The organism is Ruegeria sp. HKCCSA071 (genome assembly GCF_017872555.1).
Lineage (GTDB): Bacteria > Pseudomonadota > Alphaproteobacteria > Rhodobacterales > Rhodobacteraceae > Ruegeria.
This window is the reverse complement of sequence record NZ_JAEDOX010000002.1, coordinates 167,884-189,314: the sequence shown is the minus strand read 5'-3', so window position 1 is coordinate 189,314 and position 21,431 is coordinate 167,884. Positions and strand designations below refer to the sequence as shown.

Below are 21,431 nucleotides of genomic sequence, written 5' to 3'. Positions count from 1 at the left end.
CAGCCATGGACCATGCTCTGACACCCTTTGTCTGGACAGTCTCCCGCGACGCCGAGGTCACGACGAAACCTGACCCCAAACCCCTGCGCGCGCCGGTGTTCATCCACGATGCGGTTACCCCTTGGGGGGCTGAGACGATGCTGCTGAAGCTCCTGCGCGAACAGGCCGCCGATCAGGACGAATAGGTCGGGTGAAACTTGCCGCCCGGTGACAGGGTAAAGATATCGACCCCATTCGCCGTTACGCCCACCGAATGCTCGAACTGTGCCGACAGCGACTTGTCGCGGGTCACAGCGGTCCAGTCATCGGCCAGTGTCTTGGTTTCGGGACGGCCCAGATTGACCATCGGTTCAATGGTAAAGAACATACCTTCCTCAAGAACCGCGCCTGTGCCGGGGCGGCCATAGTGCAGTACATTCGGCGGCGCGTGGAACACGCGGCCCAGACCGTGCCCGCAAAAGTCGCGAACAACACTCATCCGATGCGCTTCGACATAGGCCTGAATGGCATGGCCGATATCGCCGAACGTGTTGCCCGGTTTGACCATCTCGATGCCCTTGAACAGCGCGTCATGGGTTACCTGGATCAGACGCTCGGCCTTGCGCGGCAGCTTGCCCGCCACATACATGCGCGAGGTGTCACCGAACCAGCCATCCACGATGACGGTCACATCGATGTTCAGGATATCGCCATCCTTCAGCTTCTTGTCACCGGGAATACCGTGGCAGACCACATGGTTCACACTGATGCAGCTGGCGTGCTCATACCCCTTATAGCCGATCGTGGCCGAGGTCGCGCCCGCATCCTCGACCATCTGTGTGATCAGCCCGTCAAGCACACCCGTGGTCTGACCGGGAAAGACATGCGCGGCGATATCATCCAATATCCGCGCCGCCAGAGCGCCCGCCGCGTGCATCCCGGCAAAATCACCCTGTTCATAGATGCGGATACCGTCCTTGGTCAGGCGGCCACGATGCTCTTTCATCGACGCAAAGCTCCAATTGTTACGCGCGGCACTTCTTTTACGCTGCTTGTGCAGAAAGTACCAGAGGGCGCAGTGTATCAGGCGGCACATGGGGCAGAACCACGAGAGTTCAAGAACTTGAACTGAAGTTAGGTTTCAAATCCGGTTTGACCCATCGACCATTGCGTTGATGCATAACGGTTTGGTGTTTGTTCAGTTTACACAGCAAATTTCACAGACAGCCTCTGCCCTGTTATTGTTGCGATGAACTCCAACAACTAAGGAGCGCACTGAAGTGCCACGACAGCTCCCGCACGAGACAGACAAAAAGTATTTGGTTTTTGCCGGAACTGGCACGGATCTGATCTTTAACCACGGCATAGATTTGCCGGGATTTGCCTCATTTCCATTGCTAGAGAACCCAGAAACCCGTTCTGTCCTTGCAGGTCAGATGCACGCGCTTGTTCAGTTGGCGGGCGAGATGGCGGTGGGTTGCATACTTGATGCACCGACTTGGATGGCCAATGCCGATCGGGCTGCTCCTCTGGGTTACGATGCCGAACAACTGCATGAAATAAACCAGGATGCTGTCGCGTTAATGGAAGACGTGCGTCAGAGCGCTGGTCGAGATGACGTTTTGGTTTCTGCTTGCGTCGGCCCACGCCACGATCCCTATGCGGACGTTCCGGCCATGTCGATCGATGATGCCCGTCGGTATCACAGTGCGCAGCTTGCCGTTTTGAAACAAACCAGTGTCGACTTGGTGACAGCTTATACGTTCAACAGACCTAGCGAAGCAGCGGGCTGCATTCTGGCTGCGCAGGATTTTGGACTACCGATAGTGATGTCATTGGTTGTTGAAACCGACGGGTGTCTGGCAGATGGAACAAAGCTTGTCGACGCGCTGGATCAAATCGATGTCGCCACGGATGCGGCTGCGCAGTTCTTCATGGTCAATTGTGCCCATCCGACCCACTTTTCCGATGCGCTAAATCGCCATCCAAGACTAAGAGGCGTTGTCGCAAACGCATCAAGTTGCTCTCATGCGGAACTGGATGAGGCCGAGGAATTAGACGAAGGTGACCCCCATGTGCTTGGGCAAGAGATTGCGGACGTCGTGCATAACAACCCGTCAATTTCAGTGATAGGAGGGTGCTGCGGTACAGATATGAGGCATTTGAAACTCATGGCACAAGCGGTTGCTGCGTCTTAGACGCGCGCCAAACAGTCTCAATCAGTGCTCCTTAGTCAATCGCGCGCATTTTGGGCTACGTCAGCAGGTCAGGGTCATGCTGGTTGATTACTGGAAAGGTACTGACGTCAACCCAAACCCCATCCGGCGAAATCCGCGTCCCGCAAATCATCCGCTCTACCCCTTGCGCCTGCGCGACCTCAAACGCCGCCGCATAGGCCGGATCGATATCCGCGGCCAGCGCGAACCGGTCGCAATCGGTGCGTTGCACCAGGTACAGCATGATCGCCCGGTGCCCCTGCGCTGCCATCTGTGCCAGCTCGCCCAGATGCTTGGTGCCGCGGGCGGTGACGCTGTCGGGGAACTCGGCCAGACCGGGCTGGCGGGACAGCGTCACGCTTTTGACCTCGATATAGGCATCTGGCAGGCCGGGGCCGCTCAGCAGGAAATCGATACGGCTGTTTTGCCCGTATTTCACCTCGGGCCGGACAGTGTCATAAGCGGCCAGCTCGGGGATCTCGCGCGCCGCAAGCGCCGCCCGCAAAGCCCGGTTCGGGACGGATGTATCGACCCCGGTGAAATGCCCGTTTTCGTGATCCACCAGCCGCCAGCCGAATTTCAGCTTTTTCTTCGGGTCGTCGTTGGGTTCCAGCCAGATCATCTGGCCCGGTTCGGCCAGCCCCATCATGGATCCCGGATTGGCGCAATGGGCGGTCACTTCGCGCCCGTCATCCAGCCTGCAATCGGCCAGAAAGCGTTTGTAGCGACGGATCAGGCGGGCGGGGACAAGAGGGGTTTCAAAACGCATGTCTCACGGCCTATACCTGCCCCTGAAGACGATCAAGAGGAGTCCGCGCCATGGCCAATCCAACCGCAGCAATGCTGGTGATCGGGGATGAAATCCTGTCGGGCCGCACCCGCGATGCAAACATGCATTTTCTGGCGCAGGAGCTTGCAAAACACGGCATCGATCTCAAAGAGGTCCGCATCGTCAGCGATGACGCCCCCGCCATCGAAGCGGCAGTCAAAGCGCTGTCTGACAGCCACGACACCGTCTTTACCAGCGGCGGCATCGGCCCGACCCATGACGATATCACCGCCGATTGCATTGCGCGCGCCTTCGATACCCCGATTGACATTCGCGACGACGCGCGCGCGCTGTTGCAAGCGCATTACGACAAATCCGGGCAGGAACTGAACGCCGCCCGCCTGCGCATGGCGCGTATCCCGGATGGCGCGACATTGATCGACAATCCGGTCTCGACCGCGCCGGGTTTCACCCTGAAGAACGTGCATGTGATGGCCGGGGTGCCGCTGGTGTTTCAGGCCATGGTCGCCAGCGTCCTGCCGACACTGACGGGTGGCAGCCCCTTGTTGTCGCAAACCCTGCGCGTGGACCGGGGCGAAGGCGATATCGCCGCCAACCTGTCTGCGCTGGCCGAGGATTTCAGCGATCTGTCCATCGGCTGCTATCCGTTTCAGATCAACGGGGCCTTTGGGGCCAACGTGGTGGTGCGCGGCACCGATGGCAGCCGGATTGACGCGGCCATGACCCGTCTGGCGAAAGAGCTTGCGCTTTGAGCGGCGATTGGGCGGACATCGTCGACGGCACATGGCCTGCCGCGCGGTATCGCAAGCTGGGGCCGTTTCAACTGCGCGAAGGGCAGGGAGGTGGCTCGCGTGTTTCTGCGGCCAATGCGCTGGCCCCGGCCAGCGATGCCGATATCGACGCAGCCGAGGCCGCGATGCAGGCCATGGGGCAGAAATCCATATTTTGCCTGCGTCCGGGGGATGAGGCGCTGGATGCAAAGCTGGCGCAACGGGGATATGACATCCTTGATCCGGTCAACATCTATACGTGCCCCGTCTCTCACCTCACCGATCAGCCGATCCCTCCGGTCATGGTGTTTTCGGTCTGGGAGCCGCTTGAAATCATGCGCGAAATCTGGGCAGCTGGTGGGATCGGGCCCGAACGTCTGGCGGTGATGGAGCGCGCGAAGGGTCCCAAAACCGGTCTGCTGCTGCGCCACAACGACCAACCCAGCGGGGCAGCCTTCGTGGCGATGCATGGCGATGTCGCGATGCTGCATGCGCTTGAAATCCTGCCCGCGCACCGTCGTCAGGGGCTGGGTCAGTGGACCATGCGCGCCGCGGCGATTTGGGCAGGTGACAACGGTGCTCAAACCTTCAGTGTGATCTGCACCAAGGCCAATGAAGGTGCCAATGGTCTCTATCGCGCCCTCGGGATGGAGATCGCCAGTGAATACCATTACCGTCACCTTGTCTGAACAAAAGGGGTCGCCATGACACAGAAAGACATGCCCACCGCGCTGAACCTGCCCATGGTCGATCCGCTGCCGCCGGAAACGCAGAAATATTTTGATATCTGTGTCGAAAAGCTGGGCATGGTGCCGAATGTGCTGAAAGCGAACGCCTTCGATATCGACAAGCTGAACACGTTCACGGCGATGTATAATGATCTGATGCTGGCCAACAGCGGCCTGTCCAAGCTGGAGCGCGAGATGATTGCCGTAGTCGTGTCGTCGATCAACAAGTGCTTCTACTGTCTGGTCGCGCATGGTGCGGCGGTCCGGCAGCTTTCGGGCAACCCGCAACTGGGCGAGATGCTGGTGATGAACTACCGCGTTGCCCCGATCGAGCCCCGGCAGCGCGCGATGCTGGACTTTGCCGCCAAAATGACCACCGCCAGCGCCGAGATCGAAGAACCCGACCGCCAGAAGCTGCGCGATGCAGGCTTTACCGACCGCGATATCTGGGACATTGCCAATGTCGCCGGGTTCTTCAACATGTCCAACCGGGTAGCCAGTGCCACGGCAATGGTGCCCAACCCCGAGTATCACGCGCAGTTTCGATGATCCGATCAGCCGCCCTCATTGCCACGCTGCTGGCTGGGCCGGTTCTGGCGCAGGACCTGACCCTTCCAGCCAGCGCCCGCCAAATCAGCGACCGCACCTCGCCGCTGGACAGCTATGACCTGCCAACGGGGCCTTTCGCGAATGGTGCGGTGCCTGCTGACACCCTCGAAGGCCGGGTTGAACGCTACACGTGGCGGCTTCAGGCAGGCTCAAGCACAACCCTCCAGCTTTTGACCCCGCTGCGCGACCAGATCGAGGCGCAGGGCTACAAGATTCTGTTCGAATGTGATGCCCGCGCCTGTGGCGGGTTCGATTTCCGCTTTGGCACCGAGGTCGTGCCGACCCCGGATATGTATGTCGCCATTCAGGATTACCGGTTCCTGTCGGCCACCAAGGGGCCTGTTGCCCTCAGCCTGTTGGTCAGCCGCAACCCCCCGGACGGGTATGTCCAGATGATCCGCGTCACACCCCAGAATGCACCGGACCCTGTTCCGGTCGTGATCGAACAGGCAGTCGAAGGGTCGGGCGGGCTGCTTGAGGCGCTGGCAACATCGGGTCACGTGATACTGGACGATCTGCATTTTCCAACCGGTGAGGTTGCGTTGGACGAGGGGACATACGCCTCTCTGACCCTGCTGGCCGGGTATCTGGCCGAAAACCCCAAGATGCGCCTGGCGCTGGTGGGGCATACCGATGACACCGGCGCGTTGCAGGCCAATATCGCGGTCAGCAAAAGCCGGGCCGAGTCGGTCCGCACCCGTCTGATTGATGCGCATGGTGTGGCTGCCGACCGGATCGAGGCGCAGGGCGTCGGCTATCTGTCCCCGCTCACCTCGAACGCAACCCCCGAAGGGCGCGAGCTGAACCGCCGGGTCGAGGCGGTCTTGCTCGTCAACTGACCCACCACAGGTACAGCGGCAATCCGACCGTGATGTTGAACGGAAACGACACACCCAGCGACAGGGTCAGATAAATCCCGGCCTCGGCCTTCGGCAGTGCAATTTTCATGGCGGCCGGAACCGCGATATAAGACGCCGAGGCTGACAGCACCATGAACAGGAACAGGCTGCCTTGCGGCAATCCGATCACCGCACCGACGGCCCAGGCCATCAGCGCGCCGATCAGGGGCATCAATACGCCAAAGGCGAACAGGCCAACCGACAGTTTGTCGCGATTGCTGATCAGGCTGCGCCCAGCCGAAAGCCCCATATCCAGCAGAAACAGACACAGGATTCCTGTGAAAGGCGTGACGATGAAAGGCGCGATCATCTGCATGCCTTCACCCCCGGTTATGGCCCCGATCAGGAACGCCCCGGTCAACAGCACAATCGATCCATTGGCCAGCAGATCACGCCACAGCTTGTCATCCTTGACGCCATTGCTGCCGGTCTTGTGCGCCAGCCACAGCGCCGACAGAATGGCTGGCACCTCCATCGCTGCCGCAACCGCCACCATGAACCCGTCATGGGTAAGACCCACCAGATCCAGCAGGCTGGTGGCGGTGACAAAGGTGACAATCGAAATCGAGCCGTAATGCCCTGCGACCGCCGCTGCATTTAACGCATCCAGCCGTGTCATAACCCTCAGCAGGGCAAAGGCCACGAAGGGGATGGTAAAGGACAGGGCCACGCCGCCCAGCAGGGTCAGGAACAGTTGCAGGTGGATGCCATGCGCGGCAAGGCTGGCACCGCCTTTGAACCCGATAGCCAGCAGCAGGTAAAGCGACATGAACTTGGCCGCGCCCGCCGGGATAGACAAATCGCTGCGTACAAAAGCGGCCAGAAGCCCTAGGGCAAAAAACAATATGGTGGGCACCAGCAGGTTGCTGGACAGCGTCTCGATCACTCCGGGCATACTTGACTCCTGATCCCTCGTTTCAGGGCTAGGTGCCTTGCAAAATTGATTTCGCCAAATACTATCTTTTTAAGTTTAATATAGTTTCAGGCTATGAAATGCGTCCAACCCTGCGCCAATTGGAATACATCGTCACGGTCAGCCGCCTCGGGCGGTTCAGTTTGGCCGCCGAGGTGCTGAATGTCAGCCAACCCAGCCTGTCGGCGCAAATTGCAACCGTAGAACAAGAGCTTGGCATTCGGATCTTTGACCGCAACCGTGGTGGAATTCAGGTGACCACAAAGGGGGAAGAGTTCATCTCGCGCGCGCAAAAGATCCTTGCCGAGGTCAAGGACCTGCGCCACGCCATGACCAACGATATGCCTGTCGGAGGAAGGTTGCGACTGGGCGTTTTGCCTTCGATCGGGCCGTACCTGCTGCCGCAAGCCATCAAAGAGGTGCACCGCTTGCGCCCCGGATTACGCATTGTCGTGCGCGAGGAAAACACCCGCGATCTGGAACAGGGCCTGAAATCCGGTCGGTTTGACCTGATCCTGTCAACGCCCGAGGATCACCCCAATACCGTTCAGCACCGCTTGTTCAACGAACCCCTCTGGGTCGCGGTGGCCGTTGACGACGTTCTGGCACAAGACCCACAGGGCGTCAGAGCGGCCGACTTGCAGAACCGGCTGTTCCTGACCCTTGACCAAAGCCACCGCCTGTCGCGCATCGTCTATGCGCTGGCAGCCGAGTGCGGTGGCGTGGTTTCGGACGAATATGAAGGCACAACGCTTGATTCCATTGTCTTGATGGCGGCCTCGGGGGTTGGGGTTGCGGTACTGCCGGATCTGTTTGCCCGCAGACAGGGCATTTACCGCGACGAAGTACGGCTGCGCCCGCTGTCCATTCCCAATGCCAATCGCGATATCGCATTGCTGGCGCGCAATGCCGAAACGCCGCCGCCGGGTCAGAACGTATTGACGGAAAGCCTGCGCTCTTCCGCGCGATCCATCGGCCTGACAGTGATTGGTTCATAAAAAAAGGCCCGCACTTTGACATGCGGGCCAAAGGTTGGTCTTCAGGGAGAAACTACCAATCCATCGGGCTTTTGTCTTCGAATGCATCGACCAGAAAATCGATGAAGGCCCGTACTTTGGGTTGTGTGAAGCGGCCGGGCGGATAAACGGCGTAAATGCCCTGTACCTCGTCCGGCAGGGACGGCATGGCATCGACAACCCGCCCCGATTTCAACGCTTCGGCATAAAGATAGCTGGGCAGATACGCGATCCCCAGCCCCGAGATGGCCGCGTTCAGCAGCGACTGGCCGTCATTCACGCTCAGCCAGCCCGCGGTGCGCACCTGACGCTTTTCACCGGACGGTGCGGTCAGTTTCCAGACATTGCCTGACGACTGGCTGGAATAGTGCAGCAACTTGTGTTCGTTCAGATCGTCGATCTTCTGCGGGCGCCCGAACCGTTCGATATAGCTGGGCGCGGCGACCATGCGTTTGACCGTTTCGGTCAGCTTGCGGGCGCGCAACGTGCTGTCTTCCAGCTCACCGATGCGCACGGCCACGTCAAATCCTTCGGAAATCAGTTCGACATAGCGGTTGTTCAGAACCATGTTCACGGTGATGTCGGGGTAAACGGCCAGGAAATCGGACAGGACAGGCGACAGATGATTGACGCCGAAATCCGTGGCAACGCTGATGCGCAGCAGTCCGGACGGGGCCGATTGCATCGATGTGACCAGCGAATCCGCTTCACCCGCATCATTCAGAACGCGACGCGCGCGGTCATAATAGGCCAGGCCGATTTCTGTCGGCGACACCCTGCGCGTGGTGCGATTCAGCAGCCGGGCTCCCAGACGCGCTTCGAGGCTCGAGACGTGTTTGGACACGGCCGATTTGGAGATGCCCATCTTCTTGGCCGCATCGGTGAAGCCACCCTGGTCCACCACATTGGCGAAGGCTTCCATTTCGGTCAGTCGGTCCATTCTCGTTCCCCAGATCTTGATTTCCAACCCGACTATCGCTCTGAATCTGGGCGGAATCGGGGCATACATGGGATAATATCAGGGATTTGAATCGGATCGTTTGCGTATGAGAAACGCAGAAACAGTGGTTTCCAAACCGGCCCCGACGCCTGCGATACTGCATTTTCCGCGCAATTACGCGTTTCTGTTCATCTTAGAATGGCATTTTTGTGACAACAGAGGGGGTCAGGAAATCCGTTTTCATCGTCGTCGGCCTGTCCCGGTGTTTTGGCCGGGGGCACGGTACCCTGAAAACCCTTTTCAAAGCCAAGTTTCGCCACCCCGCCCAGCGGCGACACCGGGCCGCATCCGTGCTCCCGGACCGATCGCTATTTACATCTTCGCGGATGTTCGCGACCCTGCGGGCATTGGCAGGGGGTTTGAATGTCACTGGAATTCTTCATCACATCCATGATCGTCGTGCTGCTGCCAGGCACCGGTGTCATCTACACACTGGCCGTTGGCCTGGGCCGCGGTTTCCGGGCCAGCGTTGCCGCCGCGGTCGGATGCACAGTGGGAATCGTTCCCGCTGCCGTGGCCAGTATCGTCGGGCTTGCCGCATTGCTGCACACCAGTGCCGTGGCGTTTCAGCTCGTGAAATGCCTTGGTGTCATTTACCTTTTCTACATGGCGTGGGGCATCCTCAGGAGTGGCGGCGCCTTGGATGTCACCGCCGACAAGATCGCGAAGAGCAGTTTCAAGATTGCCGTCACCGGAACGCTCATCAACGTGCTGAACCCCAAGTTGTCGCTGTTCTTTCTGGCGTTTCTGCCGCAGTTCCTGCCAGCCGACACGGCGAACGCAGGGGGTGCGCTGATCCAGCTGGCCCTGGCCTTTATGGCCATGACCTTTGTTGTCTTCGTCGGATACGGGGGCTGCGCCGCACTGGCCCGCGACTATGTGATCCGCCGTCCAACGGTGATGACGTGGATCAGGCGGAGTTTTGCAACGGCCTTTGGCGCACTGGGTGCAAAACTCGCGCTGTCCGACTAGGAAACGCTAAACCGGGGCGATCAGAACTTCGCCGCCAGCCGCGTGCCCTGATTGATCGCGCGCTTGGCGTCCAGCTCGGCGGCGACATCCGCACCCCCGATCACATGGGGGGTGATGCCCTGCTCGATCAGCGCGTCTGCCAGTGACCGTTCGGACACCTGACCGGCACATAACACAATGGTATCGGCCGGGATCACCGTCGGGTCCGCGCGCTCCTCGCCAAAGCTGACATGCAGACCGTCATCGTCGATGCGCTCATAATTCACGCCGCCCACGAAATTGACGTTCTTCATCTTCAGCGTTGCCCGGTGAATCCAGCCAGTGGTTTTGCCCAAACCCTTGCCATGCGCCTGTTTCTTGCGCTGCAACAGGGTGACCTGACGTGCGGGGGCGCTGGGTTGCGGCCCCTCGGGCGCCAACCCTGCACGGTGTTCAGCCGGGTCCGTCACGCCCCATTCCTTCATCCACAGCGGCAGGTCGGTCGTGGGGCTGTGACCCTCTTCCAGCAGGAACTCGGACACATCAAAGCCGATGCCACCGGCCCCGATCACGGCAGCAGACTTGCCAACCTCGGCCTTGCCGCGCAGCACGTCGATGTAACTCAGCACGTTGTCCCGATCCTGCCCCGGTATCTGCGGATCACGCGGGCTGACACCGGTGGCGATGACCACCTCGTCAAAGCCGGTCAGGTCATCTGCGCCTACCTCGCGGTTCAGTTCCACTTTCACGCCCAGATCATCCATCATGGTGCGGTACCAGTCGACCAGTCCCCAGAATTCTTCTTTCCCCGGCACCTGCTTGGCCATGTTCAGCTGCCCGCCGACCTCATCAGCGCGGTCGAACAGGGTAACATCGTGGCCGCGCTGGGCCGCGATCATTGCGGTCGACAGACCGGCAGGGCCTGCCCCCACAATGGCAATGGATTTGCGCGTTTTAGCCGGTTCAATCACCAGCTCCGTCTCATGACAGGCGCGCGGGTTCACGAGGCACGAGGTCAGCTTGCCGCTGAACGTGTGATCCAGACAGGCCTGATTGCAGGCAATGCAAGGCGCGATCTTTACGGCCTCACCCGCAATCGCCTTGGCCACGAAATCCGCATCCGCCAGCATCGGACGGGCCAGCGAGACCATGTCGGCGCAACCGGTCGACAGAACCTCTTCGGCGACCTCGGGCGTGTTGATCCGGTTCGATGTGATCACCGGTATCCCCACCTTGCCCATCAGCTTCTTGGTCACCCAGGCAAAGGCCGCGCGCGGCACGCTGGTGGCAATCGTGGGAATCCGCGCCTCGTGCCAGCCGATCCCGGTATTGATGATCGTGGCCCCGGCCTTTTCGATCTCCTGCGCCAGTTGCACCACCTCGTCATGGGTCGAGCCGTTGGGGACCAGATCGATCATCGACAGCCGGTAGATGATGATGAAATCGGTGCCCACCGCCTCGCGCGTGCGGCGCACAACTTCGATCGGCAGACGCATCCGGTTCTCATAAGATCCGCCCCAGCGGTCGGTGCGCTTGTTGGTATGGGTCACAAGGAACTGGTTCAGGAAGTACCCCTCCGACCCCATAATCTCGACCCCGTCATAACCCGCCTTTTGCGCCAGTACGGCGGCGTTGACGATATCGCTGATCTGCTTCTCGATGCCCTCTTCATCCAGCTCAGTGGGCGGGAACGGAGAGATCGGCGATTTCACCGGGCTGGGGGCCACGCATTTCGGCCCGTAAGCATAGCGCCCCGCATGCAGGATCTGCATTGCGATCTTGCCGCCCGCTTCATGTACGCGCTGCGTCACGATGGAATGGTGCGCCACGTCCTTGTCGCTCACCATCATCGAAGCCCCCGGCAGGACCGAGCCTTCAAGGTTCGGACCAATCCCGCCCGTCACCATCAGCGCCACGCCGCCCCGCGCCCGGTCGGCATAGAACTCGGCCACCCGGTTCCAGTCGCCGGTCTCCTCAAGCCCCGTATGCATCGAGCCCATCAACACGCGGTTTTTCAACGTGGTAAAGCCCAGATCCAGCGGGGCCAGCATATTCGGGTACGCAGTCATGGCGGAACTCTCCCTCCTGAATTTGCGTGATAGATTGACGTTCGCGTAAACTTTGTCACGCGAAACCCCACGTCACCCTCTTTGCTGTGGCGCCGGTGATTGCTAGAGGTGGGCGGAACAACCCGATGAGGCCGCGCATGACCCCCGAAGAAATCGCCAAACTGCCCTATCGCCCCTGCGTCGGGCTGATGCTGATGAATGCCGAGGGCAAGATCTTCGTGGGCCAGCGCAACGACCGCCACGCGGACGCCTGGCAAATGCCGCAGGGCGGTGTGGACAAGGGCGAAGATCCCCGCGACGCAGCCCTGCGCGAGCTGTGGGAAGAAACCGGGGTCACGGCTGATCTGGTCGAAGTCATCGCCGAAACCGAGGGCTGGCTGCCCTATGATCTGCCCCATGACATCGTGCCCCACATCTGGAAAGGCCGCTATCGCGGGCAGGAACAGAAATGGTTCCTGCTGCGCTTCACCGGCGCCGACGATCAGATCAACATCGAAACCGACCACCCGGAATTTACCCGCTGGAAATGGCAGAAGCCCGACCGGCTGATCGCCGAAATCGTGCCCTTCAAGCGCGATGTGTATAAGCGCGTGGTCGAGGCTTTTTCCGATTATCTAAGCGAATTCTGATCGCTTGGATGTTTTTCAGATTGATCTGCTAGGCGGACTTAGCTGGCATTCATCAAAGTTGCGCAATGGAGCGAACCATCCAGTAGTCAAGTCGTCACTGTGTCCACTTGAATTTTCCAGTCTGCTTGCCGGACATATCGTGAAAAGTGCCCTTTCCACCCGGTCTGAACAAATAGACAACCCCAAAATCCTTGAAGACGACCTGCAAGCCACTCTTAGTTTTTGTCATAGGATTGTTTGCAGGAGAAGTATTGGTGTCTCGAAGGCACAAGCCGCTGTTCGATTTGCAAGACACGATATTTGGGCTGTATGGCCCACCGTTCTGTGAGTGCCAGTCTGAAGTCACAGTAATTCGGGAACCAGCTGTAATTTCCTGAGCGAAGGTCGGGGTCACTGTAGTCAAGATTGCTGTTGCTATTCCTGCAAGAAGTTTTCTCAAAGAATTACCCTCCACAATAATACTATTTAACTTGCCAGATGACGGACGCATGTCAAGCGAACGGAGGGTGCAGTACTTTCTCCGGTAACTTCGGACTCAAACCAGCCCTTCGTTCCTCAGAAGTTCGATCATATCCGCCTCGGGTCTCGGGCCGATATGGCTGATGACCTCGCGAGCGCAGACGTTCCCGATTCTGGCGCAGGTCTCGTAGTCGCGCCCGGTGGCCATTCCATACAGGAACCCTGCGGCGAACTGGTCGCCTGCGCCGGTTGCGTCTACGGGGACGATCTTCTTGACCGGCACGTCGATGCGTGCGCCTCCGTTCAGGACGGTCACGCCATCACCCGAGCGTGTGCAAACCACCAGCGGGCAAATCTCGGCGGTCTTGATCAGCGCCTCTTCCAGATCGTCGGTTTCAAACAGCGATTTGATCTCGGCCTCGTTGCCGATGACAAATTCCAGCTCGTTCTCGATCAGCAGCAGGAAATCGACCCGGTGCCGTTCCACGCAGAACGGGTCGGAAATGGCGATCCCGGTCTTGCCGCCGCCCTTGTGGCAGGCGCGCGCGGCCTCAAGAAATGCGGCCTTTCCCTTTTCCTTGTCAAACAGATAGCCCTCAAGGAACATGATCTGGCTGCTTCCGGCGACCTCATCGGGCACATCATGCGACGACAGTTCCGAAGAGATGCCCAGATAGGTGTTCATCGACCGCTCGCCATCGGGCGAGACAAAGATCATCGAGCGCGAGGTCGGCAATTCCCCGCCCGGAACCGGCGGGTTCACGAAATCGACGCCATCTTCGTTCATCGCATCCGCATAGAACCGGCCCAGCGCGTCGTCATGCACCCGCCCGATAAAGGCCGCATCCAGCCCCAGCGCACCTGCGCCCGCAATCGTGTTGGCAACGGACCCGCCCGGCGTCTGCACCCGGCGCTCCATCGAGGCATACAGAAGCTCGCCGCGCTCCTGCTCGATCAGTTGCATGATGCCTTTTTCAATGCCCATCAGTTCCAGGAAACTGTCATCGGCCTGCGAGATCACGTCCACAACGGCATTTCCGATACCGGTCAGCTGGTAGGTTTTCATAATGTCTTGTCCTCGAATTGACAGAGATCACGGATGATGCAGGTCGGGCATTGCGGCTTGCGCGCCTTGCAATGGTACCGGCCATGCAGGATCAGCCAGTGATGCGCATGGAGTTGGAAATCGGCGGGGATATTGTCTTCGATGGCGCGCTCGACCGCGTCCACGTCCTTGCCGGGGCAGATGCCGGTGCGGTTGCCGACGCGAAAGATATGCGTGTCCACAGCCTGCGCCGGCTGCCGCCACCACATGTTCAGCACAACGTTGGCGGTCTTGCGCCCGACACCCGGCAGCGATTGCAGCGCCGCACGGGAATTTGGAACTTCACCGCCATAGTCTTCGACCAGAATACGGCTCAGCTTGATGACGTTCTTGGCCTTCTGGCGGAACAGGCCGATGGTCTTGATATGCTCGATCAGGCCCTCTTCGCCCAGATCCAGCATCTTTTGCGGCGTATCGGCGATCTTGAACAACTCGCGCGTGGCCTTGTTGACCCCCGCATCGGTTGCCTGCGCCGACAGCGCCACGGCCACGACCAGCGTGTAGACATTCACATGCTCAAGCTCACCCTTGGGTTCGGGGTCGGCCTCCTGAAAGCGCGTAAAGATCTCGCGGATCGTATGATAGTCGAGTTGCTTTGCCATCCGGGCCTTAATGCCGCCCGAGGGGCCGCGACACAAGCCCAAAGCCAATGCGCAAGTTCCGGGTCGCGGCAGCGTGTCGCGCGCGCTATGGTTTGTGTCAGACAACGAGGTGCAACCATGAACGTCCAGACCCCCGAAAGCGGATACCACTACAACGTCATGCGCCGGGCAATCGAGCTGATCGATCAGGGCGGCGAGGGCCTGAGCCTTGATGAGTTGGCCCGCCAGATGGACATGAGCCCGGCCCATTTCCAGCGCCTGTTCTCGCGCTGGACCGGCGTGTCGCCAAAACGGTATCAGCAATACCTGACGCTGGGCCATGCCAAGGCGCTGCTGCGCGAACGGTTCACCACGCTTGAAACCGCCCATAATGTGGGTCTGTCCGGCAGTGGCCGCCTGCATGATCTGTTCCTGAAATGGGAATCCATGAGCCCCGGCGAATATGCCCGCAGGGGCGCGGGTCTGACGATCTACTGGGGCTGGTTCGAATGCCCCTTTGGCCCCGCGCTGGTCATGGGCACCGACAAGGGCATCTGCGGCATCGCCTTCGGGGCTGAAACCGGAGAGAAGGCGGCGATGGAGGATATGATCTCGCGCTGGCCCAACGCGGATTATGTCGAAGATCCGATGCGCCTGCGACCCTGGGTTCTCAGCGCATTCGGCACGGCCAGCGACCGGTCAGAGCCGACACCGCTCTACCTAATCGGCTCGCCCTTGCAGATCAAAGTGTGGGAGGCACTGATGCACATCCCGTCGGGGCAGGTGACGACCTATTCCGAAATCGCGCAGCGCGTGGGTTCGCCACAGGCCGTGCGCGCCGTGGGCACGGCGGTCGGGCGCAACCCGGTCAGCTGGCTGATCCCGTGTCACCGCGCCCTGCGCAAATCCGGGGGGTTGGGCGGCTATCACTGGGGTCTGCCGGTCAAACGGGCCATGCTGGCCTATGAGGCGGCACAGGCCGACGCCTGATTGACAGCAGACCCGACCGCTGCCAAAAAGCACCGCAGGTTCGGGTCCCCTGCCGTTCGCGGCCATTGGCTTTGGTGAAACCCGGTTGAACAAACATCTGTTGCCCTTTCCCGGCGCGCGGATGGTAATGCGAACCCCGTCCTAAACTCGCGCCCGTTCAAGGAAACGAGGCAAAACATGACACTGTCACAAGACATCGCTCCGCTGGAGGAGCTGAAAGAGCAGGCCAAACGCCTGCGACGGAAACTGCGCGACACCGGCGTTCAGCTGTCGCACGGTCAGGCCCTGGAACTGGTGGCTCATCAACATGGGGTGCGCGACTGGAACACATTGCACGCGATGGCGGGCAACCGGATGCGTTTGCGTGTGGGGGACCGGGTCGAAGGTCGCTACCTGGGCCAGCCGTTCACAGCGGAAATTCGTGGTCTGACCATGTTGGGGGACGGTGCGCACCGCCGGGTGACCCTGCAGTTCGACACGCCCGTCGATGTGGTCCGGTTCGACAGTTTCTCGGCCTATCGCCAGCGCGTGACCGGAGAGATTGGTTGGGACGGTCGTTCCCGTCGCCATACGTCCGACGGGGAACCCCAGCTAGTGGTGCGGCCTGTCTGACATAACACGGGCGAGGCAACCGCGTTGCCTCGCCCTCTCATCTCGCATTGCGCTGGGTGTATTATTCAGCCGCCCAGCCGCCGACGGATTTGACTTCCAGAAAGTCCTCCAGCCCCCAAACGCCACCTTCGCGCCCGTTGCCGGATTGCTTCATCCCACCAAACGGAGAGCCCGCGCTGCGCGACTGGCCGTTCATCTCGACCATGCCCGACCGCAGAACCCGCGCCATGCGGTTGGCGCGCGCCTTGTCCTGCGTCTGCACATAATTGGTCAGACCATACGGCGTATCATTGGCGATCTCGACAGCCTCTTCCTCGGTGTCGAAGGGGATCATGGTCAGAACCGGGCCAAAGATTTCCTCGCGGGCGATGGTCATCTGGTTGTTGGCATCGGCAAAGACCGTCGGGCGGACATAATAGCCCTTGTTCAGCCCCTCGGGGCGTCCGGTGCCGCCCGCGACCAGCCGCGCCCCTTCGTCGATACCTTTCTGGATCAGGTCCTGAATCTTGGTCCACTGAACCTCATTCACGACGGGTCCGATATGGCGGCCCTCTTCTGCGGCACTGCCCACCGTGACCTTGCTGGCGACCTCGGCGGCGATCTCAACAGCCTGATCATAGATCGGTCGCTGCACCAGCATCCGGCTCGGCGCGTTACAGCTTTGGCCGGTGTTGTTCATCATATGCAGCACGCCGCGTTTGACAGCCTTTTCATCGGCATCGGCAAAGACCACATTGGCGCCTTTGCCACCCAGCTCCAGATGCACTTTCTTGAGCGTTTCTGCCGCGTTCTTCGAAATCGCCGTACCCGCACGGGTCGAGCCGGTAAAGCTGACCATATCTACGTCGGGATGACCCGACAGCTGCGAGCCAACGCCCGCGCCATCGCCGTTTACCAGATTGAAGACACCGGGCGGGAACCCTGCCTCGTCCATCATCTCGGCAAAAATCATCGCGTTCAGCGGGCTTTGCTCGGAGGGTTTCAGAACCATCGTGCAGCCCGCAATCGCCGCTGCACCGACCTTGAGCGTGACCTGGTTCATCGGCCAGTTCCAGGGCGTGATCAATGCGGCCACGCCAACCGCCTCATAGATGATCCGGTCATTCGGGGCGTGATCCCCCAGAGGGCGTTCAAACTGAAACGCCTTGGCCGCGCGGATGAAGTTTTGCAAATGCCATGTGCCTGCACCAACCTGCTGGCTGCGCGACATGTCAATCGGCGCGCCCATTTCCAGCGACATGGCCTGCGCCAGATCTTCCGCGCGGGTCTGGTAGATGTCGATCAGCTTCTCGACCAGCGCGATGCGGGCCTCTACCGGCGTTGCCATCCAGCCCGGCAGGGCGGCCTTGGCGGCGGCAACTGCCGCATCCGTGTCGGCCTGCCCACCCAGTGAGATCACCGCGCACGGCTCCTCGGTCGAGGGGTTGATGACCTCGAAATCATTGGGTTGCGACGGCGCGACCCATTGACCATTGATATAGAAATTCCGCTTTTCGATCATCCTGAGCCCTCCTGTCGGTTCAGCTAGAATCCGGCTGTTCGCCGACACTCTGTCACCCAAGCGAACAGGGGGCAATAGATAATTTGATCAAATTATTTTTCCAGTGAAACCGGTGAATTTCCAGGCCGCGACCACGATGCAAGTTTTAACCCATGGGCAAAGTGATTAGGTTGCGGGCAATCGACTCAGGTTAATACTGGAAAGGAGATACCCCATGGGTTTGCGCATCAACGATACGGTCCCGAACTTCACCGCAGAAACAGATCAGGGCACCATTCAGTTTCACGACTGGATTGGCGACAGCTGGGCCATTCTGTTCTCGCACCCCAAGGATTTCACGCCTGTCTGCACCACCGAATTCTCGGCCGTTGCGCAGCTGAACGACGAATGGGCCGCGCGCAACACCAAGGTGATCGGCGTTTCGGTTGACGGTGTCGAAGACCACAAGAAGTGGAAGAAGGATATCGAGGAATACGGTAAGGCCAATCCCGGGTTCCCGATCATCGCTGATGAGGGTCTGGCGGTGTCGAAAGCCTTCGACATGCTGCCTGCCGAAGCCTACCTGCCTGATGGTCGCACCCCGGCTGACAGCGCCACCGTGCGGTCGGTCTTTATCATCGGCCCTGACAAGCAGCTGAAACTGTCGATGACCTATCCGATGACCGTGGGCCGCAACTTTGCGGAAATCCTGCGCGCGCTGGACGGGTTGCAGATGTCGTCAAAAGGTGTCGCAACACCCGCCAACTGGGTGCCGGGTGAAGACGTGATCATCCCGCCCTCAGTGTCGAACGAAGACGCCAAGGCCAAATTCGGCGCGTTCGAGACGATCTTTCCCTATCTGCGCAAGACCAAAGCGCCGTCCTAAGGCGGTTACCGGGTCAGGGGGGCTGTCTGCCCCCCATCGCGCCTGCCGGCACGATCCCCCCCGAGGATATTTGGGGCCAGATGAAGCAGGCGGGGGCAGGGTGACCGGCGGGAAACCTGCCCCTAGACCTCAGAACTTGTACCGAAGCCCGAAATTGACACTGAACGTATCCAGATCGTCTTCGACGATGCCGGTCAACGCACCGTTCGGGGCCAGCCGCCGCGACGAGACGTCAAAGGCGCGGGCATAGCGGGCGTCGACGGTAAAGGCGGTTGACGGGTTGATCTCGTAAGCCACACCGGCGATCAGCTGCGCGGCAAAGGCGGTGTCGCTGTCATCCAGCGCCACACCGGGCCCATAGGCAAAATCCAGATCCGAATAGGTGGCCCCCAGACCAAACCCGGCATAGGGCGTCAGCGCACCCGCCTGTTTGAAATCGAACAGCACATTGGCAAACAATGAGGTCTGCGTGACATCGCCCGAGATATTGCCCTCGGCCCCCGGCCCGTTGCCCGAGAAGTTCACACCATCCACGTCGCTGTCGCGGTAAGACAGCTCCAGCTCAATACGCGTGCCGAACCTGTCATTGGACCATTGCGGGATCTCCTTGCCGATGGCCACGCCCAGACCGAACCCTGCGTCGAACTCCGTGTCGACCGACTGCGGCGCGCCGCCGATCGTGCCTGCGAAATCGCTGTCCTGCAACTGGCTGTACCCGACAAAGCCCTGAACATAGGTGCCGTCGCCCAGGCTTTGCGCGGCAAGCGCCGTCGCGCTGGCGGCAAGGGCCGTTGAGGTAAGTAAAATGCGCTTGAACATGATTGTCTCCGTTGCTCCAAAACTCTGCTTGGCCTCGATGTGGGCGGGCTTGACGGAAAGGAAAGGCGCGGGGCTATCACTTCGTTTCACAGGTTTTTGGACGCGCGTGAATGAATAGATCCGGGGCTGGGCAGGACCGTTCATCTGCCGTCTCATGGCCCTCAGGTTCTGGTTCCGGGCAATTTGTGATAGAGTGCGCGGGGGGCAAAACTCAGGCATACGACCAATCACCTCGGGCTTTCGGACTGTACTTAGCGGGAGAAGACCATGGCTTTTACAGATTGGTATGTTGAAGGAGAGAGTTTCGGGAACTGCAACTGCGGCTATTCTTGCCCCTGCCAGTTCGAAGAGTTGCCGACCCATGGCGATTGCCGGGGGTTCGAAGTGCTGGAGGTGACCAAAGGGCATTTCGGTGACACCGACCTCAGCGGGACCAAAGCCGCGCTGATCTATGCCTGGCCGGGGCCGATCTTTGAAGGCGGCGGCGAGATGCAGGTGATTGTCGATCCCGCAGCAACCCCGGCACAGCGTGACGCGCTGGAAAAGGTCTTTCACGGAGAAGAAACCGAAGAAATGGCGACGCATTGGTACGTGTTCAGGGCAATGTGCGAGACGGTTCATGACACGCTCTACCTGCCGATCGAATTCGAGATGGACCTAGAAGAGCGCACGGCTAGCGTTAACGTTGGTGATGTTCTGAAATCCACCGGACAGCCGATTCAGGCCCCGCATGGCGGCGGCGCGCATCGGGTGCGCATCGATATTCCCGGCGGGATCGAGTTTTCCATTGCCGAGATTGGCAGCGCCTCGACCCGCTCTGACGCCGCGATCAAGCTGGACCTGAAGGACAGCTATGGCCAGTGGCACTTTCTGAAACACGGGCCCAGCGGTGTTGCCCACTGATCGGCCCCCCTGTCAGGCGGCGCGCGCAGGTGCGTTCAGGACGGGCGTCCAGCAGGGCAACGTCAGATCCGCCCTCAGCACCCGAACCTCGAAGGGTTTCAGCACCGGCAACGCGGTTGATCCATAGCCATCGGCACCGCAGGCCAGATCCGGGAACAGGGTGAACAGCTCGCGCCGTGTGGCAGGTGCCATCGCGCCCAGTGTCGTGTCACCGGGATAGAAGGATTCGGACCAGATGCCTTCGACGTTTACCAGTTCATGCCGGTCAAAGAGGATATGGACAAACTCGACCCCTTGCGCGGGCAGCTCCTGAACGATTGTCCGCCCGTTGATCAACCCCTTGGCCGGGGCCAGCATCGCGGTCTCGCAATGCATCAGCTCCATCATCGCCGAGGTGACGGCGATCCGGTGCTGTGGTGAGACGACCAGATCACGGTTTGGGCTGTTCGGCCCGAAACACCCCGCCATGATCCGGACAGGGCAAAGATGAGGGTCCTGTTGCAACTCCTGCGCTGACAAGCGACGCCTGCCGATCCAGCGCACTGGGCGGATATGGCCCTTGGCTGTAAGAACCGGGTCGCCGGGGTTCAGGGTTTCGACCCGGCGCAGCCCGGTGGGCGTCCGGATCAGGGACCCGGTGGTAAAACACACGAAAGACGGCAAAGTCTGATAGGTGCTTGGCGCTGCCGTCCCGCCAAAGCTGGTCCCCGTGATCGTATCGTTCAGCTGCGCCTGACCCGAGGTAACGATGATGTAGCGCGGGTTCGAGAACTGTACCAGAATGAAGGTGACAGGCGCCCCGTTCACCGTCCCCGAATAGCTTTCAAAGGTGCTGAAATTTTGGCTTGTCCCGGAAAAACCGGGCAGGGCCGACAGATCAAGCTGCGCGCTGTCAGGGTCAGGATCCTGCAACAGGGCGTCATTGTCGGTGATATCAACGGAATAAGCGGCAGTAATATCGACGCTTCTATTGCTATAGGGGTCTGCGCTGATTTCGAAAACGGTTATCGAGGCCACGGTCGAAAAG

23 protein-coding genes are annotated in these 21,431 nt (G+C 60.1%); 13 read left to right on the top strand and 10 right to left on the bottom strand.

Annotated elements, in window-relative coordinates; genetic code table 11:
- The first annotated feature begins 5 nt into the window (after nt 1-5).
- Nucleotides 6-185: a hypothetical protein gene (locus I9188_RS08890; protein ID WP_209505120.1), complete on the top strand. Its 180-nt coding sequence runs from the start codon at nt 6-8 to the stop codon at nt 183-185.
- Here the strand turns inward: I9188_RS08890 and map are convergent.
- Complete coding sequence (map, locus tag I9188_RS08885; RefSeq protein ID WP_209505119.1) at nt 173-985, bottom strand: type I methionyl aminopeptidase; 813 nt, start codon at nt 983-985, stop codon at nt 173-175. The two genes, I9188_RS08890 and map, sit on opposite strands and share 13 nt — an antisense overlap.
- 274 nt (nt 986-1,259) lie before the next feature.
- Between map and I9188_RS08880 the strand changes: the two genes are divergently transcribed.
- Nucleotides 1,260-2,177, top strand: coding sequence for a homocysteine S-methyltransferase family protein (locus tag I9188_RS08880; RefSeq protein WP_209505118.1), 918 nt, complete (start codon nt 1,260-1,262; stop codon nt 2,175-2,177).
- A gap of 55 nt (nt 2,178-2,232) precedes the next feature.
- Here I9188_RS08880 and sfsA read toward each other — a convergent pair whose 3' ends face one another.
- Nucleotides 2,233-2,964: a DNA/RNA nuclease SfsA gene (sfsA, locus tag I9188_RS08875; protein ID WP_209505117.1), complete on the bottom strand. Its 732-nt coding sequence runs from the start codon at nt 2,962-2,964 to the stop codon at nt 2,233-2,235.
- 50 nt (nt 2,965-3,014) lie between these two features.
- Here sfsA and I9188_RS08870 point away from each other — a divergent pair, with 50 nt between their 5' ends.
- From I9188_RS08870 to I9188_RS08855, 4 genes are read left to right on the top strand one after another with little or no spacing between them, the layout of a single operon-like run.
- On the top strand, nt 3,015-3,737 hold the full coding sequence (locus I9188_RS08870; RefSeq protein WP_209505116.1) for a molybdopterin-binding protein: 723 nt from the start codon (nt 3,015-3,017) through the stop codon (nt 3,735-3,737).
- On the top strand, nt 3,734-4,444 hold the full coding sequence (locus I9188_RS08865; RefSeq protein WP_209505115.1) for a GNAT family N-acetyltransferase: 711 nt from the start codon (nt 3,734-3,736) through the stop codon (nt 4,442-4,444). Before I9188_RS08870 ends, I9188_RS08865 begins: the two co-directional genes overlap by 4 nt.
- Before the next feature lie 15 nt (nt 4,445-4,459).
- Complete coding sequence (locus tag I9188_RS08860) at nt 4,460-5,032, top strand: peroxidase-related enzyme (protein WP_209505114.1); 573 nt, start codon at nt 4,460-4,462, stop codon at nt 5,030-5,032.
- Entirely contained in the window at nt 5,029-5,931 is a 903-nt protein-coding gene (locus tag I9188_RS08855) for an OmpA family protein (RefSeq protein WP_209505113.1), read from the top strand. Before I9188_RS08860 ends, I9188_RS08855 begins: the two co-directional genes overlap by 4 nt.
- Here the strand turns inward: I9188_RS08855 and I9188_RS08850 are convergent.
- Nucleotides 5,924-6,886: a sodium-dependent bicarbonate transport family permease gene (locus tag I9188_RS08850; RefSeq protein ID WP_209505112.1), complete on the bottom strand. Its 963-nt coding sequence runs from the start codon at nt 6,884-6,886 to the stop codon at nt 5,924-5,926. The genes I9188_RS08855 and I9188_RS08850 overlap by 8 nt on opposite strands.
- A gap of 98 nt (nt 6,887-6,984) precedes the next feature.
- Here I9188_RS08850 and I9188_RS08845 point away from each other — a divergent pair, with 98 nt between their 5' ends.
- Nucleotides 6,985-7,902 carry a hydrogen peroxide-inducible genes activator gene (locus tag I9188_RS08845; protein WP_209505111.1) on the top strand — a complete coding sequence of 306 codons (918 nt, stop codon included), beginning with the start codon at nt 6,985-6,987 and terminating at the stop codon, nt 7,900-7,902.
- 52 nt (nt 7,903-7,954) lie between these two features.
- Here the strand turns inward: I9188_RS08845 and I9188_RS08840 are convergent, their stop codons facing one another.
- Nucleotides 7,955-8,860, bottom strand: coding sequence for a LysR family transcriptional regulator (locus I9188_RS08840; RefSeq protein ID WP_209505110.1), 906 nt, complete (start codon nt 8,858-8,860; stop codon nt 7,955-7,957).
- Between the two features lie 423 nt (nt 8,861-9,283).
- On the opposite strand from I9188_RS08840, the gene I9188_RS08835 reads away from it, so the two are divergent.
- Nucleotides 9,284-9,892 (top strand): LysE family translocator, encoded by a 609-nt coding sequence (locus tag I9188_RS08835; protein ID WP_209505109.1) that lies wholly within the window; start codon nt 9,284-9,286, stop codon nt 9,890-9,892.
- Nucleotides 9,893-9,912: 20 nt separating this feature from the next.
- Here I9188_RS08835 and I9188_RS08830 read toward each other — a convergent pair whose 3' ends face one another.
- Nucleotides 9,913-11,940, bottom strand: coding sequence for an NADPH-dependent 2,4-dienoyl-CoA reductase (locus I9188_RS08830; protein ID WP_209505108.1), 2,028 nt, complete (start codon nt 11,938-11,940; stop codon nt 9,913-9,915).
- A 137-nt stretch (nt 11,941-12,077) separates the two neighbouring features.
- Between I9188_RS08830 and I9188_RS08825 the strand changes: the two genes are divergently transcribed.
- A complete protein-coding gene (locus I9188_RS08825; RefSeq protein WP_209505107.1) occupies nt 12,078-12,569 on the top strand; it encodes an RNA pyrophosphohydrolase in 492 nt (163 codons plus the stop codon).
- Nucleotides 12,570-13,104: 535 nt separating this feature from the next.
- On the opposite strand, the gene I9188_RS08820 is transcribed toward I9188_RS08825, so the two are convergent.
- The gene (locus tag I9188_RS08820) at nt 13,105-14,094 is read right to left on the bottom strand and encodes an adenosine kinase (protein WP_209505106.1); all 990 of its coding nucleotides are present in this window, start codon (nt 14,092-14,094) and stop codon (nt 13,105-13,107) included.
- Complete coding sequence (nth, locus tag I9188_RS08815) at nt 14,091-14,735, bottom strand: endonuclease III (RefSeq protein WP_209505105.1); 645 nt, start codon at nt 14,733-14,735, stop codon at nt 14,091-14,093. The genes I9188_RS08820 and nth overlap by 4 nt, the downstream gene beginning before the upstream one ends.
- A gap of 117 nt (nt 14,736-14,852) precedes the next feature.
- Between nth and I9188_RS08810 the strand changes: the two genes are divergently transcribed.
- Entirely contained in the window at nt 14,853-15,704 is an 852-nt protein-coding gene (locus tag I9188_RS08810) for a bifunctional helix-turn-helix domain-containing protein/methylated-DNA--[protein]-cysteine S-methyltransferase (RefSeq protein ID WP_209505104.1), read from the top strand.
- Nucleotides 15,705-15,881: 177 nt separating this feature from the next.
- A complete protein-coding gene (locus I9188_RS08805; RefSeq protein ID WP_209505103.1) occupies nt 15,882-16,316 on the top strand; it encodes a glyoxalase superfamily protein in 435 nt (144 codons plus the stop codon).
- 61 nt (nt 16,317-16,377) lie between these two features.
- Here I9188_RS08805 and I9188_RS08800 read toward each other — a convergent pair whose 3' ends face one another.
- The gene (locus I9188_RS08800) at nt 16,378-17,817 is read right to left on the bottom strand and encodes an aldehyde dehydrogenase family protein (RefSeq protein WP_209505102.1); all 1,440 of its coding nucleotides are present in this window, start codon (nt 17,815-17,817) and stop codon (nt 16,378-16,380) included.
- A 214-nt stretch (nt 17,818-18,031) separates the two neighbouring features.
- On the opposite strand from I9188_RS08800, the gene I9188_RS08795 reads away from it, so the two are divergent.
- Nucleotides 18,032-18,682: a peroxiredoxin gene (locus tag I9188_RS08795; RefSeq protein WP_209505101.1), complete on the top strand. Its 651-nt coding sequence runs from the start codon at nt 18,032-18,034 to the stop codon at nt 18,680-18,682.
- 129 nt (nt 18,683-18,811) lie between these two features.
- On the opposite strand, the gene I9188_RS08790 is transcribed toward I9188_RS08795, so the two are convergent.
- Complete coding sequence (locus I9188_RS08790; protein WP_209505100.1) at nt 18,812-19,501, bottom strand: outer membrane beta-barrel protein; 690 nt, start codon at nt 19,499-19,501, stop codon at nt 18,812-18,814.
- Between the two features lie 267 nt (nt 19,502-19,768).
- Here I9188_RS08790 and I9188_RS08785 point away from each other — a divergent pair, with 267 nt between their 5' ends.
- The gene (locus I9188_RS08785) at nt 19,769-20,404 is read left to right on the top strand and encodes a DUF1326 domain-containing protein (RefSeq protein WP_209505099.1); all 636 of its coding nucleotides are present in this window, start codon (nt 19,769-19,771) and stop codon (nt 20,402-20,404) included.
- 12 nt (nt 20,405-20,416) lie between these two features.
- Here I9188_RS08785 and I9188_RS20445 read toward each other — a convergent pair whose 3' ends face one another.
- On the bottom strand, nt 20,417-21,421 hold the full coding sequence (locus tag I9188_RS20445; protein WP_209505098.1) for a Hint domain-containing protein: 1,005 nt from the start codon (nt 21,419-21,421) through the stop codon (nt 20,417-20,419).
- Nucleotides 21,422-21,431 lie beyond the last annotated feature (10 nt).

Excerpts from the sequence above, each read along its gene's own strand:
- I9188_RS08890 (WP_209505120.1), top strand. The coding sequence starts at position 6 with ATGGACCATGCTCTGACACCCTTTGTCTGGACAGTCTCCCGCGACGCC.
- map (WP_209505119.1), bottom strand. The coding sequence starts at position 985 with ATGAAAGAGCATCGTGGCCGCCTGACCAAGGACGGTATCCGCATCTAT.
- I9188_RS08795 (WP_209505101.1), top strand. The coding sequence starts at position 18,032 with ATGGGTTTGCGCATCAACGATACGGTCCCGAACTTCACCGCAGAAACA.
- I9188_RS08810 (WP_209505104.1), top strand. The coding sequence starts at position 14,853 with ATGAACGTCCAGACCCCCGAAAGCGGATACCACTACAACGTCATGCGC.
- nth (WP_209505105.1), bottom strand. The coding sequence starts at position 14,735 with ATGGCAAAGCAACTCGACTATCATACGATCCGCGAGATCTTTACGCGC.
- I9188_RS08805 (WP_209505103.1), top strand. The coding sequence starts at position 15,882 with ATGACACTGTCACAAGACATCGCTCCGCTGGAGGAGCTGAAAGAGCAG.
- I9188_RS08835 (WP_209505109.1), top strand. The coding sequence starts at position 9,284 with ATGTCACTGGAATTCTTCATCACATCCATGATCGTCGTGCTGCTGCCA.
- I9188_RS08820 (WP_209505106.1), bottom strand. The coding sequence starts at position 14,094 with ATGAAAACCTACCAGCTGACCGGTATCGGAAATGCCGTTGTGGACGTG.
- I9188_RS08785 (WP_209505099.1), top strand. The coding sequence starts at position 19,769 with ATGGCTTTTACAGATTGGTATGTTGAAGGAGAGAGTTTCGGGAACTGC.
- I9188_RS08840 (WP_209505110.1), bottom strand. The coding sequence starts at position 8,860 with ATGGACCGACTGACCGAAATGGAAGCCTTCGCCAATGTGGTGGACCAG.
- I9188_RS08825 (WP_209505107.1), top strand. The coding sequence starts at position 12,078 with ATGACCCCCGAAGAAATCGCCAAACTGCCCTATCGCCCCTGCGTCGGG.
- I9188_RS08800 (WP_209505102.1), bottom strand. The coding sequence starts at position 17,817 with ATGATCGAAAAGCGGAATTTCTATATCAATGGTCAATGGGTCGCGCCG.
- I9188_RS08845 (WP_209505111.1), top strand. The coding sequence starts at position 6,985 with ATGCGTCCAACCCTGCGCCAATTGGAATACATCGTCACGGTCAGCCGC.
- I9188_RS08830 (WP_209505108.1), bottom strand. The coding sequence starts at position 11,940 with ATGACTGCGTACCCGAATATGCTGGCCCCGCTGGATCTGGGCTTTACC.
- sfsA (WP_209505117.1), bottom strand. The coding sequence starts at position 2,964 with ATGCGTTTTGAAACCCCTCTTGTCCCCGCCCGCCTGATCCGTCGCTAC.
- I9188_RS08790 (WP_209505100.1), bottom strand. The coding sequence starts at position 19,501 with ATGTTCAAGCGCATTTTACTTACCTCAACGGCCCTTGCCGCCAGCGCG.
- I9188_RS08860 (WP_209505114.1), top strand. The coding sequence starts at position 4,460 with ATGACACAGAAAGACATGCCCACCGCGCTGAACCTGCCCATGGTCGAT.
- I9188_RS08850 (WP_209505112.1), bottom strand. The coding sequence starts at position 6,886 with ATGCCCGGAGTGATCGAGACGCTGTCCAGCAACCTGCTGGTGCCCACC.
- I9188_RS08855 (WP_209505113.1), top strand. The coding sequence starts at position 5,029 with ATGATCCGATCAGCCGCCCTCATTGCCACGCTGCTGGCTGGGCCGGTT.
- I9188_RS08870 (WP_209505116.1), top strand. The coding sequence starts at position 3,015 with ATGGCCAATCCAACCGCAGCAATGCTGGTGATCGGGGATGAAATCCTG.